This is a genomic window from Telluria sp. LT2P34 (genome assembly GCF_059685915.1).
The window spans coordinates 133,377-147,588 of the sequence record NZ_JCASIN010000002.1 but is presented as its reverse complement, the minus strand read 5'-3'; the positions used below and the strand labels follow the sequence as shown (position 1 = coordinate 147,588).

13 protein-coding genes are annotated in these 14,212 nt (G+C 65.3%); 4 read left to right on the top strand and 9 right to left on the bottom strand.

What is annotated here, in order from left to right:
• Positions 1-9: 9 nt before the first annotated feature.
• From AC56KZ_RS06515 to pgi, 4 genes are all read right to left on the bottom strand, one after another.
• Entirely contained in the window at positions 10-864 is an 855-nt protein-coding gene (locus AC56KZ_RS06515) for an SIS domain-containing protein (RefSeq protein ID WP_497161340.1), read from the bottom strand.
• A 6-nt stretch (positions 865-870) separates the two neighbouring features.
• On the bottom strand, positions 871-2,346 hold the full coding sequence (zwf, locus tag AC56KZ_RS06510) for a glucose-6-phosphate dehydrogenase (protein WP_497161339.1): 1,476 nt from the start codon (positions 2,344-2,346) through the stop codon (positions 871-873).
• Positions 2,347-2,454: 108 nt separating this feature from the next.
• On the bottom strand, positions 2,455-3,378 hold the full coding sequence (locus AC56KZ_RS06505; RefSeq protein ID WP_497161338.1) for an SMP-30/gluconolactonase/LRE family protein: 924 nt from the start codon (positions 3,376-3,378) through the stop codon (positions 2,455-2,457).
• Positions 3,375-5,030, bottom strand: coding sequence for a glucose-6-phosphate isomerase (pgi, locus tag AC56KZ_RS06500; RefSeq protein ID WP_497161337.1), 1,656 nt, complete (start codon positions 5,028-5,030; stop codon positions 3,375-3,377). The genes AC56KZ_RS06505 and pgi overlap by 4 nt, the downstream gene beginning before the upstream one ends.
• 309 nt (positions 5,031-5,339) lie before the next feature.
• Here pgi and edd point away from each other — a divergent pair, with 309 nt between their 5' ends.
• Both edd and eda read left to right on the top strand, forming a co-directional pair.
• Positions 5,340-7,259 (top strand): phosphogluconate dehydratase, encoded by a 1,920-nt coding sequence (gene edd / locus AC56KZ_RS06495; RefSeq protein ID WP_497161336.1) that lies wholly within the window; start codon positions 5,340-5,342, stop codon positions 7,257-7,259.
• Between the two features lie 13 nt (positions 7,260-7,272).
• Positions 7,273-7,893, top strand: a complete 621-nt coding sequence (eda, locus tag AC56KZ_RS06490; protein ID WP_497161335.1) for a bifunctional 4-hydroxy-2-oxoglutarate aldolase/2-dehydro-3-deoxy-phosphogluconate aldolase — start codon at positions 7,273-7,275, stop codon at positions 7,891-7,893.
• 73 nt (positions 7,894-7,966) lie between these two features.
• Here eda and AC56KZ_RS06485 read toward each other — a convergent pair whose 3' ends face one another.
• Positions 7,967-8,563 (bottom strand): PEP-CTERM sorting domain-containing protein, encoded by a 597-nt coding sequence (locus AC56KZ_RS06485; RefSeq protein ID WP_497161334.1) that lies wholly within the window; start codon positions 8,561-8,563, stop codon positions 7,967-7,969.
• Between the two features lie 228 nt (positions 8,564-8,791).
• On the opposite strand from AC56KZ_RS06485, the gene AC56KZ_RS06480 reads away from it, so the two are divergent.
• Together AC56KZ_RS06480 and AC56KZ_RS06475 are read left to right on the top strand one after the other, a co-directional pair.
• A complete protein-coding gene (locus tag AC56KZ_RS06480; protein ID WP_497161333.1) occupies positions 8,792-9,382 on the top strand; it encodes a Rhs element Vgr protein in 591 nt (196 codons plus the stop codon).
• 119 nt (positions 9,383-9,501) lie between these two features.
• Positions 9,502-9,990 carry a hypothetical protein gene (locus tag AC56KZ_RS06475; RefSeq protein WP_497161332.1) on the top strand — a complete coding sequence of 163 codons (489 nt, stop codon included), beginning with the start codon at positions 9,502-9,504 and terminating at the stop codon, positions 9,988-9,990.
• On the opposite strand, the gene AC56KZ_RS06470 is transcribed toward AC56KZ_RS06475, so the two are convergent.
• From AC56KZ_RS06470 to AC56KZ_RS06455, 4 genes are all read right to left on the bottom strand, one after another.
• Entirely contained in the window at positions 9,987-10,865 is an 879-nt protein-coding gene (locus AC56KZ_RS06470) for a CE1 family esterase (protein WP_497161331.1), read from the bottom strand. The genes AC56KZ_RS06475 and AC56KZ_RS06470 overlap by 4 nt on opposite strands.
• 129 nt (positions 10,866-10,994) lie before the next feature.
• Positions 10,995-12,218 (bottom strand): ABC transporter permease, encoded by a 1,224-nt coding sequence (locus AC56KZ_RS06465; protein WP_497161330.1) that lies wholly within the window; start codon positions 12,216-12,218, stop codon positions 10,995-10,997.
• Positions 12,215-12,988: an ABC transporter ATP-binding protein gene (locus AC56KZ_RS06460; RefSeq protein WP_497161329.1), complete on the bottom strand. Its 774-nt coding sequence runs from the start codon at positions 12,986-12,988 to the stop codon at positions 12,215-12,217. The genes AC56KZ_RS06465 and AC56KZ_RS06460 overlap by 4 nt, the downstream gene beginning before the upstream one ends.
• A complete protein-coding gene (locus tag AC56KZ_RS06455; protein ID WP_497161328.1) occupies positions 12,988-14,193 on the bottom strand; it encodes an efflux RND transporter periplasmic adaptor subunit in 1,206 nt (401 codons plus the stop codon). The genes AC56KZ_RS06460 and AC56KZ_RS06455 overlap by 1 nt, the downstream gene beginning before the upstream one ends.
• Between the last annotated feature and the right edge of the window lie 19 nt (positions 14,194-14,212).

Sequence of the window (14,212 nt, the reverse complement as noted above, 5' to 3'; positions counted from 1 at the left end):
CCTGCGTATTCAGCCGATAAACGAATCGAACTGCATATCGAATTCTTCCAGCGCCTTCTGCGCGTTCTGCATTTTTTTCCGGAACTCGGGGCCGCGCTGCAGCGCCAGTCCCACAGCCAGGACGTCGATCACGACCAGGTAGGCCAGGCGCGCCGAGATCGGTGTGTAGGGGTCGATATTGAAAACCAGGTCGATCGGAATCAGCACGCTCGCCATGTCGGCCAGCGGCGTGCCCGACGGCGCCAGCACAATCACCTCGGCGCCGCCGCGCCGCGCCAGCTTGGCCGAGCGCACCAGCGCCGAGTTGTTGCCGCGCTGGGAAATGGCGACCACGGCATCGCCCTCTCGCAGCAGGGAGGCCGCGATCGAGTGGATCGCCGGGTCGGCATAGGCCACCGTCGGCACGCCCGAGCGGAAGAATTTGTGCTGGGCGTCGGCGGCGACAATGCCGGAGGTGCCCTGGCCGTAGAACTCGATTTTATTGGCGCGCGACAGGATGTCGAGCGCCTTTTGCACCGACTCGGCATTCAGGTTGTTGCGCAGGTCGAGCAGGGTGTTGATCGAGCGGCTGCAGATTTTATTCACCAGGTCGGCCGCCAGGTCGTCCTGGGCCGGCTGTTCGTTCGATGAGGGCAGTGCCAGCGCCAGTCCCTGCGCCAGGCGCAGCTTGAATTCGTGCCAGCCGTCGTAACCGAGCGTGCGGCAAAAACGCACCACCGTCGGCTCGGACACCTGCGCGCTTTTGGCAAGCGCCGTGATGTTCTGGCTGACGATGGCGGCCGGCGCTTCCAGCACGGCCAGCGCCACCTTGCGCTCGGACTTCGAGAGCGAATCGAGCTGGGTGCGGATCGAATCGAGCAGCATGTCGGGTTAATCTTCCGGGAGCGCTTCTTCGCGCCACTGCAGGCCATCGCGCCCGATCAGGTTCGACGAGGCGGCCGGGCCCCAGGTGCCCGAAGCGTAGGGCACCGGCGCCGTGTCGTCCTGCTCCCAGTGGTCCAGGATCGGCTCGACCCATTCCCAGGCCGCTTCCAGTTCGTCGCCGCGCATGAACAGGGTCAGCTGGCCGCGCAGCACGTCCAGCAGCAGGCGCTCGTAGGCCTCCATGCGCGGCGCCTTGAACTGCTCGCGGAAGTCGAGTTCGAGTTCGGCCTGCTTCAGGCGCATCGAGTCGCCGGGCGTTTTCGCCATCAGGTTCAAGGACAGACCTTCGTCCGGCTGCAGGCGAATGACCAGGCTGTTCGGCTGGAAGCTCGATGTCGGCTGGTTGAAGATCGAATGCGGGATCTGCTTGAAGCGCACCACGATCTCGGCCAGGCGGTCGGCCATGCGCTTGCCGGTGCGCAGATAGAAGGGCACGCCAGCCCAGCGCCAGGTGTCGATTTCCGCCTTCAGGGCGACAAAGGTCTCGGTCTTCGATTGTTTTGGTGCGTCCGGCTCGTCGCGGTAGCTCGGCACGGCCTGGCCGTCGACGAAACCGCCGCGGTACTGGCCGCGCACGATGTTCTGGGACAGGGTGGTCGGCGTAAAACGCTTCAGCGAGCGCAGCACCTGCAGCTTGGCGTCGCGCACGGCGTCCGGCGAAATCGAGGTCGGCGGCTCCATTGCCACGATGCACAGCAGTTGCAGCAGGTGGTTCTGCAGCATATCGCGCAGCGCGCCCGAGGTGTCGTAGTAACCGAGGCGGTTGCCGACCCCGATCTTCTCGGCGATGGTGATCTGCACGTCGGAAATCCACTCGCGCCGCCAGAGCGGCTCGAACAGCACGTTACCGAAGCGCAGCGCCAGCAGGTTCTGCACGGTTTCCTTGCCGAGGTAGTGGTCGATCCGGTAGATCTGCGATTCGGCGAAGACCTTGCCGACGTCGAGGTTAATCTGGCGGGCGGACGCCAGGTCGCGGCCGAGCGGCTTTTCCAGCACCACGCGCGAACTTGGCGTGGCCAGGCCTGTGGCGGCCAGGTTGTCGCAGATCCGGGCGAACAGGTGAGGCGGCGTGGCCAGGTAGTACACGCGCGTGATCGCTTCGTCCTTGCGCAGCGAATCGACAAAGGGGCCGTAGGTGCTGGCGTCGGTGGCGTCCAGCGCGACGTAGGTGATGCGCTTGAGGAAACTGCGCCATTTGTTCTCGTCGACGCTGTCCTGGTCCTTGATGTGCTGCTTCGAATGCGTGTCGACGAAGTCCAGGAATTCTTCCTGCGTGCTCTCGTTACGGCCAACGCAAATGATGCGCGCCGTGGCGGGAAGGTCGCTGCAGACATCGCGCGCATACATCGCCGGCAGGAGTTTGCGCATCGCCAGGTCGCCGCTGCCGCCAAAGAGGACGAGATCGAAATCGGAAAGAGCCATAGTATTCGGGGTCGATGAGAGATTTTTGTAAATTTACTACATGATTATGCGCTTAGCAAGAAATTCTACTACGCGACTTTTCGACGGGCGCCCGAAATTTCCCAGCCATCAGCGCTGGTATTCCGGCTGCGCCAGTCCCGGCACATCGATGCGCATGCACAGCACCATGCCCGTCATCGGATACTTCGCAAGCTCTTCGCTCGATCTGCCGTGGCTGGCGCTGGTGACGTAGAGGTTGCGCAGGTCGGAGCCGCCGAAGGCGACGGCCGTCGGGCAGCGCAGCGGCAGATTGACTTCGCGCAGCAGTTCACCGTCCGGCGACAGCTTGATGATCCGGCCGCCCTCGAACATCGCGACCCAGTAATTGCCTTCGCTGTCGACGGCGGCGCCGTCCGGGCGCCCGCCGTAGTCCGCTGCCGTCTTGTCGGTCGAGAAGGTGACCAGGGTGCGTCCGTTGGCAACGCTGCCTGCCGTGAGGTCGAAATCGTAGCGGTCGATGCGGTGGCTGGTGGTATCGGCGTGGAACATGCTGCGCCCGTCCAGGCCCCAGGCCAGCCCGTTCGAGTTGGTCATGCCGCCCGACCATGCAAGGCGCAATACGTCGCGCTCGAGCACGTACATTTCGGCGGCCGGCTTGTCGCGCGGTTCGTACATGGTGCCGACCCAGAAGCGTCCGGCGGGATCGACGCGGCCGTCGTTGAAACGGACGATCGACGTGTCATAGGGCGCCGGGCAGATGTCCTGCTGTTCGCCGCTGGTCGTGTTCAGGCGTACGAAGCCGGTGCGGGTGGCGACGACCAGGTTGTTGTGGTCATCGACCGCCAGCGCCGAGGGCTCCGAACCCATCTTCCAGCTGGAGAACTTGCCGCTGGCCGGGTGCAGGCGATTCACGGTCAGGCCGTTGATGTCGACCCAGTACAGGGCCGATTCGACGGCGTGCCAGAGCGGGCATTCGCCCACCAGCATCGGCTGATCGTGGATGACGTGGATCTTCGGCTCGGACTTCCGGTGCCGCATGATGCTGACCTTCATACGGCCGCCTTGGCGCGCGCGATCAAGCCATTGGTCGAGCTGTCGTGCTGCGCGGGCCGCGCTTCGCCGCCAAGTTCGGCTTCGATGTTCTTGGCCAGCACCTTGCCCAGTTCCACACCCCACTGGTCGAAACTGTTCAGGTCCCAGAGCACGCCCTGGACGAAGGTCTTGTGCTCGTACAGCGCGACCAGGGCGCCGAGGCTGGCCGGCGTCAGGTATTCCATCAGGATCGTGTTGCTGGGGCGGTTGCCGGGGAAGGTTTTATGCGGCGCCAGGCGCTCGATCTCATCAACAGGCAGCCCCTGCTGCTGCAGGTCGGCGCGCACTTCGTCGACAGTCTTGCCCTTCATGAAGGCTTCCGACTGGGCGAAGCAGTTCGCCAGCAGGGCCGTGTGGTGCTGGTGCAGCTCGTGGCTTGGCCTCAGCGCGGCGATGAAGTCGATCGGCGTCACGTCGGTACCCTGGTGCAGCAACTGGAAATACGCATGCTGGCCATTGGTGCCGGGCTCGCCCCAGATCGCCGGGCAGGTCGGGGTACTGACGGGCGTGCCGTCGCGCGTCACGCGCTTGCCGTTACTTTCCATGTCGAGTTGCTGGAGGTAGGCCGGGAAGCGGTTCAGGTCTTGGTGGTAGGGCGCGATCGTCACCGAAGTACAGCCGAGGAACTGGCGGTTCCAGAAGCCGATCAAGGCCAGCAGCATCGGCATGTTGTCCTCGATCCGAGCCGTGCGGAAGTGCCCGTCCATGGCGTGGGCGCCCGCCAGGAAATCCGAAAAATAGCCGAAGCCGACCGACAGCGCCACCGGCAGGCCGATCGCCGACCAGACCGAATAGCGCCCGCCGACCCAGTCCCAGAACGGGAACATGTTGGCCGGGTCGATGCCGAAGGTCTTGATGGCCTCGACATTGGTCGAGACGGCGACAAAATGCTTGGCCAAGGCCGTATTGGCAACGTCTGCGGGCGCATGCGCCACGAACCACATGCGCGCCGTCTGGGCGTTCATCATGGTCTCGGCTGTGGTAAACGTTTTCGAAGCGATGATGAAAAGGGTGGTCTCGGGATTGACGGTTTCGAGCGTCGCGTCCATGTCGTGGCCGTCGACGTTCGAGACGAAGTGCAGGGTCAGGCGCGGGTGGCTGTACTGGCGCAGCGCCAGGCACACCATCTTCGGGCCGAGGTCGGAGCCGCCGATGCCGATGTTGACGATGTCGGTGATCGGCTTGCCGGTGTGCCCGAGCCACTCGCCGCTGCGCACGGCGTCGCTGAAGGTCTTGATGCGGGCCAGCACGGCGTGCACGTCGGCGCCGACGTCCTGGCCGTCGACCGTCAATCGAAGCTCGCGTGGCGCGCGCAGCGCGGTGTGCAAGACGGCGCGGTTTTCCGTGTTGTTGATCTTTTCGCCCGCGAACATCGCATCGCGCCGGCTTTCCACGCCGCGCTCGCGCGCGAGCGCGGCCAGCAGTTCAAGCGTGCGCCCGTCCATACGGTTTTTTGAATAGTCTAGGAACAGGCCGGCGGCCTCGATCGACATGCGCTCGAAGCGCCCCGGATCGCCCGCGAACAGGCTGCGCATCTGCCAGTCTCCGGCATCGACTGCATGGGTTTCGAGGGCCTGGAAACTGGGAGTGCGGGTGAGGGGCAGGGCGGTCATGTTGAAGATGCGATGTTGTTTTAAACAGATTATCGAATAATACAGGAATCGGGCGTAAATTCACTACGTAATGCTTGAGCAGCTGTTTGCGGCGCGTGGTTGACGTGCCAATGTTGTACGGCGTGGAGCCGGGACCCCACCCTACAGATGCGTGCGTTCTCCGCAGCACCGGGTTTGCCGTGACACCGTAGGGTGGAGTCCCGACTCCACGCGCAAGGCCGGACCGGCAAGGCACCCCAGCCGAAGCCAATCAAAACCCCATTCCTACTTTGTAGTAAAATTTCAGAATACAATTTCGAAGGAACGATAATGGCGCTCCACCCCGTAGTCGAACAGGTAACGAACCGGATCATCCAGCGCAGCCGCGTCTCGCGTGCGGCTTACCTCGCCCACCTCGAGGCGGCGCGCATTCATGGCGTGCAGCGCGGCGCCTTGTCGTGCACCAATCTCGCACACGGCTTCGCGGCCTTTCCCGCCAACGACAAGCTCAAGCTGCGCGAAACCAAGAAGCCCTCGGTTGCGATCGTCTCGTCCTATAACGACATGCTGTCGGCGCACCAGCCCTTCGAATACTTCCCGAAGGTGATCAAGGAGGCGGTGCGCGAGATCGGCGCCGTGGCCCAGTTCGCGGGCGGGGTGCCGGCCATGTGCGACGGCGTCACGCAAGGCCAGCCGGGCATGGAGCTGTCGCTGTTCTCGCGTGACACCATCGCCATGGCCACCGCCGTCGCGCTGTCGCACAACATGTTCGACGCCGCGCTCTACCTCGGCATCTGCGACAAGATCGTGCCGGGCCTCCTGATCGGCGCGCTCCACTTCGGCCATATCCCGGCCGTGTTCGTGCCGGGCGGGCCGATGACCTCGGGCCTGTCGAACAAGGAAAAGGCGCGCGTGCGCCAGCTCTACGCGCAGGGCAAGGCCACCCGCGAAGAACTGCTCGAATGCGAATCGCAGTCCTACCACGGCGCCGGCACCTGCACCTTCTACGGCACCGCCAACAGCAACCAGATGCTGATGGAGATGATGGGCCTGCACCTGCCGGGATCCGCCTTCGTCATTCCGGGCACGCCGCTGCGCGACGCACTCACCGCGGCAGCCTCGCACCAGGCGGTGGCGATTTCCCAGCAGGGCGGCAACTACATGCCGGTCGGGCAGATCGTCGACGAAAAAAGCATCGTCAACGCCATCGTCGCGCTGCACGCCACCGGCGGCTCGACCAACCACACCCTGCACCTGGTCGCCATCGCGCGCGCCGCCGGCATCGTCATCGACTGGAACGACTTCGACGCGCTGTCCAAGGTGGTCCCATCGATCACGCGCATCTACCCGAACGGCGACGCCGACATCAACCACTTCCAGGCCGCCGGCGGCCCGGGCTTCGTGATCCGCGAACTGCTCGACGCCGGTCTCGCGCACGAGGACGTCAACACCATCCTCGGCCACGGCCTGCGCAAGCATTGCCAGGAGCCTTTCCTCGGCGAAGACGGCAAGCTGGTCTGGCGCGACGTCACGCAGCAGAGCGGCGACGAATCGGTGCTGCGCCCTGCCTCGAATCCCTTCAATACCAACGGCGGCATGGTGCTGGTGCAGGGTAACCTCGGCCGCGCGGTGATGAAGGTCTCGGCCGTGAAGAAGGAGCATTACGTGGTGGAGGCGCCGGCGCTGACCTTCAATTCGCAGGAAGACTTCATGCATGCCTACAAGGCCGGCCACCTGAACCGCGATTTCGTGGCCGTGATCCGCTTCCAGGGCCCACGCGCCAACGGCATGCCGGAACTGCATGCGCTCACGCCTTCACTGGCCAACCTGCAAGATGCCGGCCACCGCGTGGCAATGGTCACCGACGGGCGCATGTCGGGGGCTTCGGGCAAGGTGCCGGCGGCGATCCACGTGTCGCCTGAAATCCTGGCCGGCGGCCCGCTCGGCCTGGTGCGCGACGGCGACATGATCCGCGTCGATGCCAACAGCGGCACGCTCGACGCCCTGGTGCCGGCCGAAGTCTGGGCCGCGCGCACGCAAATCACGGCCGACATTTCGTCGTCCCACATCGGCATGGGACGCGAGCTGTTCGCCATGTTCCGCAATACCAGCAGTGCGGCGGAAGAGGGCGCGGCCACCTTCCCGCTGCCATCGCCGAAACACACCACCGTGCCTCTGCATGAAGGCGCCGACAGCGGCGAAATCATGCCCGGCTCCGACGAAGACTTCCAGTTCAGGACACCGAAATAAGATGACTACCAACATGACCATACTTGAGATCATGCGCTCGGCGAGCGTGATTCCCGTGATCGCCATCGACGATCCGGCGCACGCCGTGCCGCTCGCGAAAGCCCTGGTGGCCGGCGGCATCCGCGTGCTGGAAGTGACGCTGCGCACCGCGCACGGCTTGCAGGCGATCCGCGACATGGCGGGAGTGGAAGGCGCCATCGTCGGCGTCGGCACCCTGACGCAAGGCGAGGAATTCGCCGCCGCGCGCGACGCCGGCGCCGTGTTCGGCGTCTCGCCGGGCCTGACGCCGGCACTGATCGAAGCGGCGCGCAAGAGCGGCCTGCCGCTGCTGCCGGGGGTGATGACGCCGTCCGAAGTGATGGCCGCGCGCGAGGCGGGATTCAAACAATTGAAACTGTTCCCGGCGGTGCCGGCCGGCGGCGTCGGCATGCTCAATGCCATCGGCGGCCCGCTGCCGGACGTGACCTTCTGCCCGACCGGCGGCATCTCGATCGAGACCGCGCCCGCCTTTTTGGCCTGCAAGAACGTGGCCTGCGTCGGCGGCTCCTGGCTGACGCCGAAGGACGCGATCCTGGCCGGCGACTGGGGCCGCATCACCGAGCTGGCGCGCGCTGCGGCGGCCTTGCGCGCCTAGCCCGCCCTCAAAAAAAAGCCGCACCCTCGAGGGGTGCGGCTTGCTGTCGGCGTCGGGGACGCGACGACGGTTGTTACGCTGCCTTGGCCACGCCTTTGGGGCGCGAGAATGCCAGGCCGGCCAGGCCGACACCGATCAGCGAGAGCGACAGCGGCTCTGGCACTTCGGCTGGGTTGCCTGCAAGGATGCCGGCATTGGCGGTGCTCTCATAGCCCCAGCCCATCAATTTCTGGCTTGCAGCGCTGGTTTCCTGGAACTGCACCCAGCCATAGTGGGTGTTGCCTGCCTGGATGAACTTCAGGCCATAGATACAGGTCTGGCCGATGGCGCATCCGCCGCCGAAATCGCTCGTGCCCACGTAGCCGGAGTTATCGCCCCAGTTGCTCGACGCGTTGATCATGGTGCCCTGAATCAGGTTGACGCCGGCGGTGCCGCTGCCGTTGATGAAGTTGGCGTAGCTCCCGGTGTAATGAATGTCCCCATGGCCGCTCAAGGAGATCTGAGTGGCGGCGCCGGAATTCGTGGTCGTTGCAACAGGGGAGGTCATCGTCCAGTACAGGTCGGTTCCCTGGCCTGCGCTGGTCGTGCCGGTGGCGGTGTACGAAATCACGGCTGCCTGAGCACTGGCAAGGGTGGACGCGAGGGCGATGGCGATGAGCAGTTTTTTCATTTCAGGTTTCCTTAGAATTGGTTTAATACTTTCACTAAAGCATTTCCCGTGCCAGCCAAGTAAGTACCTGATTTAAATCAACTAATATTTTTACATGGCAACTTTGATTTCTCAAGTGTAAGAAATATCGACAGTGTTTTTATGGCAGCTTGACACTACGGGGCCTTGGTATGCACATCCGGGTCAACTGAATTAAGATTGGTCGCCTTTACTCATCTCAAGTAGCCGATGGACGCCGCACCAGTTCACCGCCCGCGCTCGCAGCGCTGGCGCCCCCTCACCGCCGGCGAAATCGCCATGGCCGCGCTGCTGTTTCGCGACGCCCTCGATTACGCGCGCGTGCGCATCTTCAGCCGGCGCTACCTGCCTTACCTGCAGCCGAAAAACTGCGCGATGTCGCCCAACGGCAGCATCTACTTCCACAGCTCCTGCTTCCTCGACGACTATTCCCAGGCCAACCTCACCGGCCAGCACTGGTTCATGCACGAGATGGTGCATGTCTGGCAGCACCAGCTCGGCTATCCAGTGCGGCTGCGCGGGGCGCTGCGCCTCGGGCTTCCCTATCACTACGATTTGCAGGAAGGCGCCACGCTGGCCGACTACAACATGGAAGCGCAGGGCGACCTGCTGGCCGACTACTTCGTGTTGAAGTTCCTGGGGCGGCCGGAGGCGATGCGCCAGCGCCGGTACGAGGGTGCGCTGGCGCTGTATGAAAACGTGCTGGCGGGCTTTCTCGACAATCCGCGCAGCCGCGACAACCTGCACCGCGGGCCAGCGCGCCGGTTGGGCCTGGCGTTCAGCGGCGCCAGATCGATGTGAGTGCTCGAACGCGTCAGCGGCCAGGCAGCGCACCCGACTCGGCTTGATTCACATCAATGCTGCCATGCGGCAACATCGTAGTCTTATTCCTCACTACTTCCGCATTTTCCGAGCCTGCGATGAAACATCTTCCGACCCTGTGCCTTGCCTGCCTGATCGTGCTGCCTGCCCATGGGGCGCGCCGCGTCGGCGAGGCGGAGGTGCGGGCGGGCGCCAACGGCGTGCCCTGCTTTACGATCGCACAGCGCGAGGAGGAACGCGGCGGCGCGCCCGACTTCGCGTCGATCACGGTCACCGCGAGCCAGGGCAAGACTCCCTCGTGGCGTATGGCGATGCCGCCGCAGCGGACCTTTCCGGTTGCCTTCAGCATGTGCGTGCCCTACGGCGGCCGGATACCGGCACTGCCGCAGACGCCGGCGACGGCCTTGAAAGCGGGTGAGCCCTACACGGTCGTGATCGATACCCGCCCCGGCAAGAATGCGGCCCGGCCGGTGCGCTACCAGGCCCGTTTCTGCCTGCTGCGTAAAAACGGCGGGGCGACCGTCATCCACCCGATCGGACCGGGCGACCGGGCCGGGCGCAAGCTGTATGGCTGCCTCGCGCCCTAAGCGCGCTTGTCCCTGAAAAATTCCCAGGCCGCTTCCGCGACCTCGACATCCGGATTCTGTTCGCCGACCAGCTTGCGCACCAGCCACGCATAGCGCCTCACGCGGCTCGGCTCGACATGGCCGCCGTCTTCGATCCTGTACAGGCCGACCTGCATGCGCTCAGTCGCGGCGCCCCACCTGAAATACGTGGCGCGCGTTTTATTCTGCGGATCGCGCTGCGGGACAGGCAGCACGCTGGGAGCCTCCGGCAGTCCGGCCAGTTCGCGCCATGCCTTCACGCTGTCGTCGATACTGGCGACCCGGTCGAGGAAGCCGAGCGTATAAAAGAATTTGCCGCCATGGTAGGGAATCAGGGGATCGGCCGTGGCGCCGACGAACAGCACCGGCAAGGGCCGGTCGGGCAGCATGGCGCATCCGGGCGGCGGCATGTTGGCCAGAACGCTCGAAAACGCCGCCAGCCGGTGCGGGATTTCAGCCGCCACCCGGAAGGCCATATGCCCGCCGCGCGAGACGCCGATCAGGTACACGCGCTGCGGATCGACGTCGTGCTTGGCGATCGCATGCGCGATGAGGGCGTCGATGAAGGCGACATCGTCCTTCCGGGCGACGCGGTCCGCACTGGCGAAGCAATCGTTCCAGCCGCCGCGGCCCGCACCGGGCGCCATCACCACCATGTTTTCGCGTCTGGCGATTTCCAGCCACAGGGACATCGGCGATGGCGGGAAGGCCATGCCCAGTACCTGCTCGGGCGAAGCGCCGGCGCCGTGCAGGATCAGGACCAGCGGCCGCTTTGCCGCCGCCTGCCGCGCGGGCAGGGCGATCAGATAGCGGCGCGCGCCTTCCGGACGCGCGAGCGTGGCTGGCGCCGGCGTCAAGCGCGGCGCCGTGCTCGCATCCGTTCCATACACAGCCGTTTTGAATAGCGCTTTGAACGCCGCCTTAAAGGCCGAATTCCCGTGCATCGTCGATCATGTCCTTGTTCCTTCGCCGCTTCTGCGCACTGCTTACTCGTGCCGCAAACAATCCACCGGCAGCAGGCGCGAAGCGCGCCGTGCCGGATAGAAGCCGAAGAATACCCCGACCGCCGTGGCGAAGGCGCAAGCGATGAGCACCGCCTGCAGCCCGACCTTCACGTCGAACTCGGCCGCCGCCGTGATCGCCGCGGCGCCGGCCGCGGCGATTGCGATGCCGACCGCCGCCCCGGCCAGGCAGATCATCACGGCCTCGGTCAGGAATTGCAGCAGGATGTCGCGCGGCCGGGCGCCGATCGCCATGCGGATGCCGATTTCGCGCGTGCGTTCGGTGACCGACACCAGCATGATGTTCATGATGCCGATGCCGCCGACCACCAGCGAGATCCCGCCGATCACCCCCAGCAGCGCCGCGATGCCCGCGCTGATCTTGCCGGCGGCGGCAGCAAACGTCGCCATGTTCTGCATCTTGAAATCGTCCGGCTCCTCGTACTTGATGCGGTGGCGGTCGCGCAGGGTCTCCTTCATGTCTTCGATGGCATCACTCAGCACGCCGTCGCTCTTACCCTGGGCGGCGATGTAGTGGACGTTGTCGGGGAAGGGACCGCGCACCATGTAGGCGCGCGCCGCGGTGATCGGCACCAGCACCATGTCGGCCAGGTCGTCGCCGTCGAGCTGGCGGCCTTCGCCCTGCAGGACGCCGATCACCTGGAAGGCCACGTTCTCGATGCGCAGGTAGCGTCCCAGCGGGTCCTGGCGGTAGAAGAACTGGTCCGCCACCTTCTGGCCGATGACCACCATGCGCGAGGCGGCGCGCACGTCGTCGTCGGTGAACATGCTGCCCTGGTCGATCTTCCAGTTGCGGATCTTGAACATGGCCGGCGTCACGCCATGCACGATGCTGCCGGCTGTCTCGTTGCCGGCGGCGAGCTTGAACTGGCCCTGCAGGGCGGGGGCGGCGCCGGCCAGGCTGGGCAGCCGGTTCAGGGCTTCGGCATCGGCCACCGTCAGCGAGGGCACGGCGCCGCTGCGCATGCGCGCCTCCTGGGTGCGGTCGCCGCCCGGCATCACGTACACCATGTTCGTGCCGAGCATCTGCATCTCTTTCTTGATGAAGCGCTGCATGGTGTCGCCCAGCGCCAGCATCAGCACCACCGAGGCGATGCCGATCACGATGCCGAGCATCGTCAGCGCGGTGCGCAGCCGGTTCGCGGCCATCGAGCGCAGCGCTTCCACCACGACCTGGAGGAACTTCATGGCTGGGTCTCCATCCTGGCCTCGACGGCCGCCTGCTCGTGGCTGGCCGCCAGCTGGCGCAAGCCTTCCGGCGCCGGGCCGTCGTAAATAACGCGTCCATCCTTCAGGCGCACCAGGCGCCGGCTCCAGGCGGCGATGTCCGGTTCGTGCGTGACCAGCACGATGGTGATGCCGCGCTCCCCGTTCAGTTTCTGCAGGCCGCGCATGATGTCGTCGCTGGTTTGCGTGTCCAGGTTGCCGGTCGGTTCGTCGGCCAGGATCAGCGGCGGGTCGCCGACCAGGGCGCGCGCGATCGCCACGCGCTGCTGCTGGCCGCCGGAGAGCTGGTTCGGCGTGCGCTTGCCGAATTCCCCCAGGCCGACGCGCTCGAGTTCCTGCTTCGCCTTGGCCAGCGCCTGGCCGCGCGGCACGCCGGCGTAGATCAGGGGCAGGGCCACGTTCTCGATCACGCTCATGCGCTTGATGAGGTTAAAGCTCTGGAACACGAAGCCGATCGTGCGGTTGCGGATCCCGGCCAGTTGTGGCCGCGAGAGGGCGCGCGTGTCGACGCCGCCGAGCAGGTAGTCGCCGCCGCTGGCCTGGTCCAGGCAGCCGAGGATGTTCATCAGGGTCGACTTGCCGGAACCCGACTGGCCCATCACCGCGATGAAGTCGCCGCGCCGCACGCACAGGTCGATGCCGAACAGCACCGGCGTTTCCACGCTGCCCGACACATAGCTTTTCGTGACGGCGCGGATGTCGATCAAGGTGTCGTTCAAAACGGCATCCATCACATGTCCGGGGCAGGCGCCAGCGCACGGGTCACCACCTGCTCGCCGGTTTTCAGGTCGCCGCTTACGACTTCGGTATACCGGAAGTTCGACAGGCCGATACGGATGTCGACCGGCTTCGGCTCGTTTTTCGCGTCGAGTTTATACACCTTGAACACGCGCGCCGCCGCGCCCGCGCCTTCCTGCGCTAGGTCGTCCTCGAGCGGGGGCTGGGCCTTGGCAGGCTCTTTCGCAGCCTTGGCGGCAAGCGCCTTGCGCTCTTTTTCCTGTTCTTCCTCGGACAGCCGGAAGCGCAGCGCCGCGGTTGGGATGCGCAGCGCCTTCGGACGGTTGTCGACCACCAGCCGCACCTGCGCCGTCATGCCGGGCTTCAGCAGTTCGTCCTGGTTGTCGACATCGAGCACGACGTTATAGGTAACCACGTTCTGCACCACGTTCGGCGCCAGGCGGAACTGGCGCATGGTGGCCTTGAATTCGCGGCTCGGGTAGGCGTCGACCACGAAGCGCGCCGGCAGGCCATCCTTCATGGCGCCGACGTCGGCCTCGGACACGCTGGTGTCGATCTGCATCTTGGTCAGGTCCTGGGCGATCTGGAACAGGTTCGGCGTGCTGAAGGAGGCCGCCACGGTCTGCCCGAGATCGATCGTGCGCTTGATAATGACGCCGTCGATCGGGCTGCGGATCACGCTGTTGTTCAGGTCCGCCAGCGCGCGCTGGAGCTGGGCGGCGGCCAGCTGGCCGTTCGCACGGGCCACGTCCAGCTCGCGGCGCGACTGGTCGAGGGCGAGGCTGGAGACGAAGTTCTGGGCGACCAGCTGGCGGTTGCGTTCATAACTGGCCTGGGCCAGGCGCAGCGAGGCCTGGGCCGAGGCGACGCTGGCGCGCGCCTGCCCGACCTGGGCGTTGAAGATGGTCGGGTCCAGCATCAGCAGCACTTGCCCCTTCTTCACCCGGTCGTTGAAGTCGGCCTTCAGTTCGACGACGGTGCCCGAGACCTGCGAGCCGACGTTGATCAGCGCGACCGGATTGAGCGTGCCGGTGGCGGTGACGGTGTGCGTGATGCTGCCGGTGTCGACCGCGGCGACACGGTATTTCAGCGCCGGCACCTCGGGCTTGGCGTCGTGCACGGTCCAGGCGACTGCGCCGGCGCCAAGCACCAGCAGGATGGCCGCCACGACGGCGCGCTTTTTGGTGAAGAGCTTCATATGGTTCGACCCGTCGAAA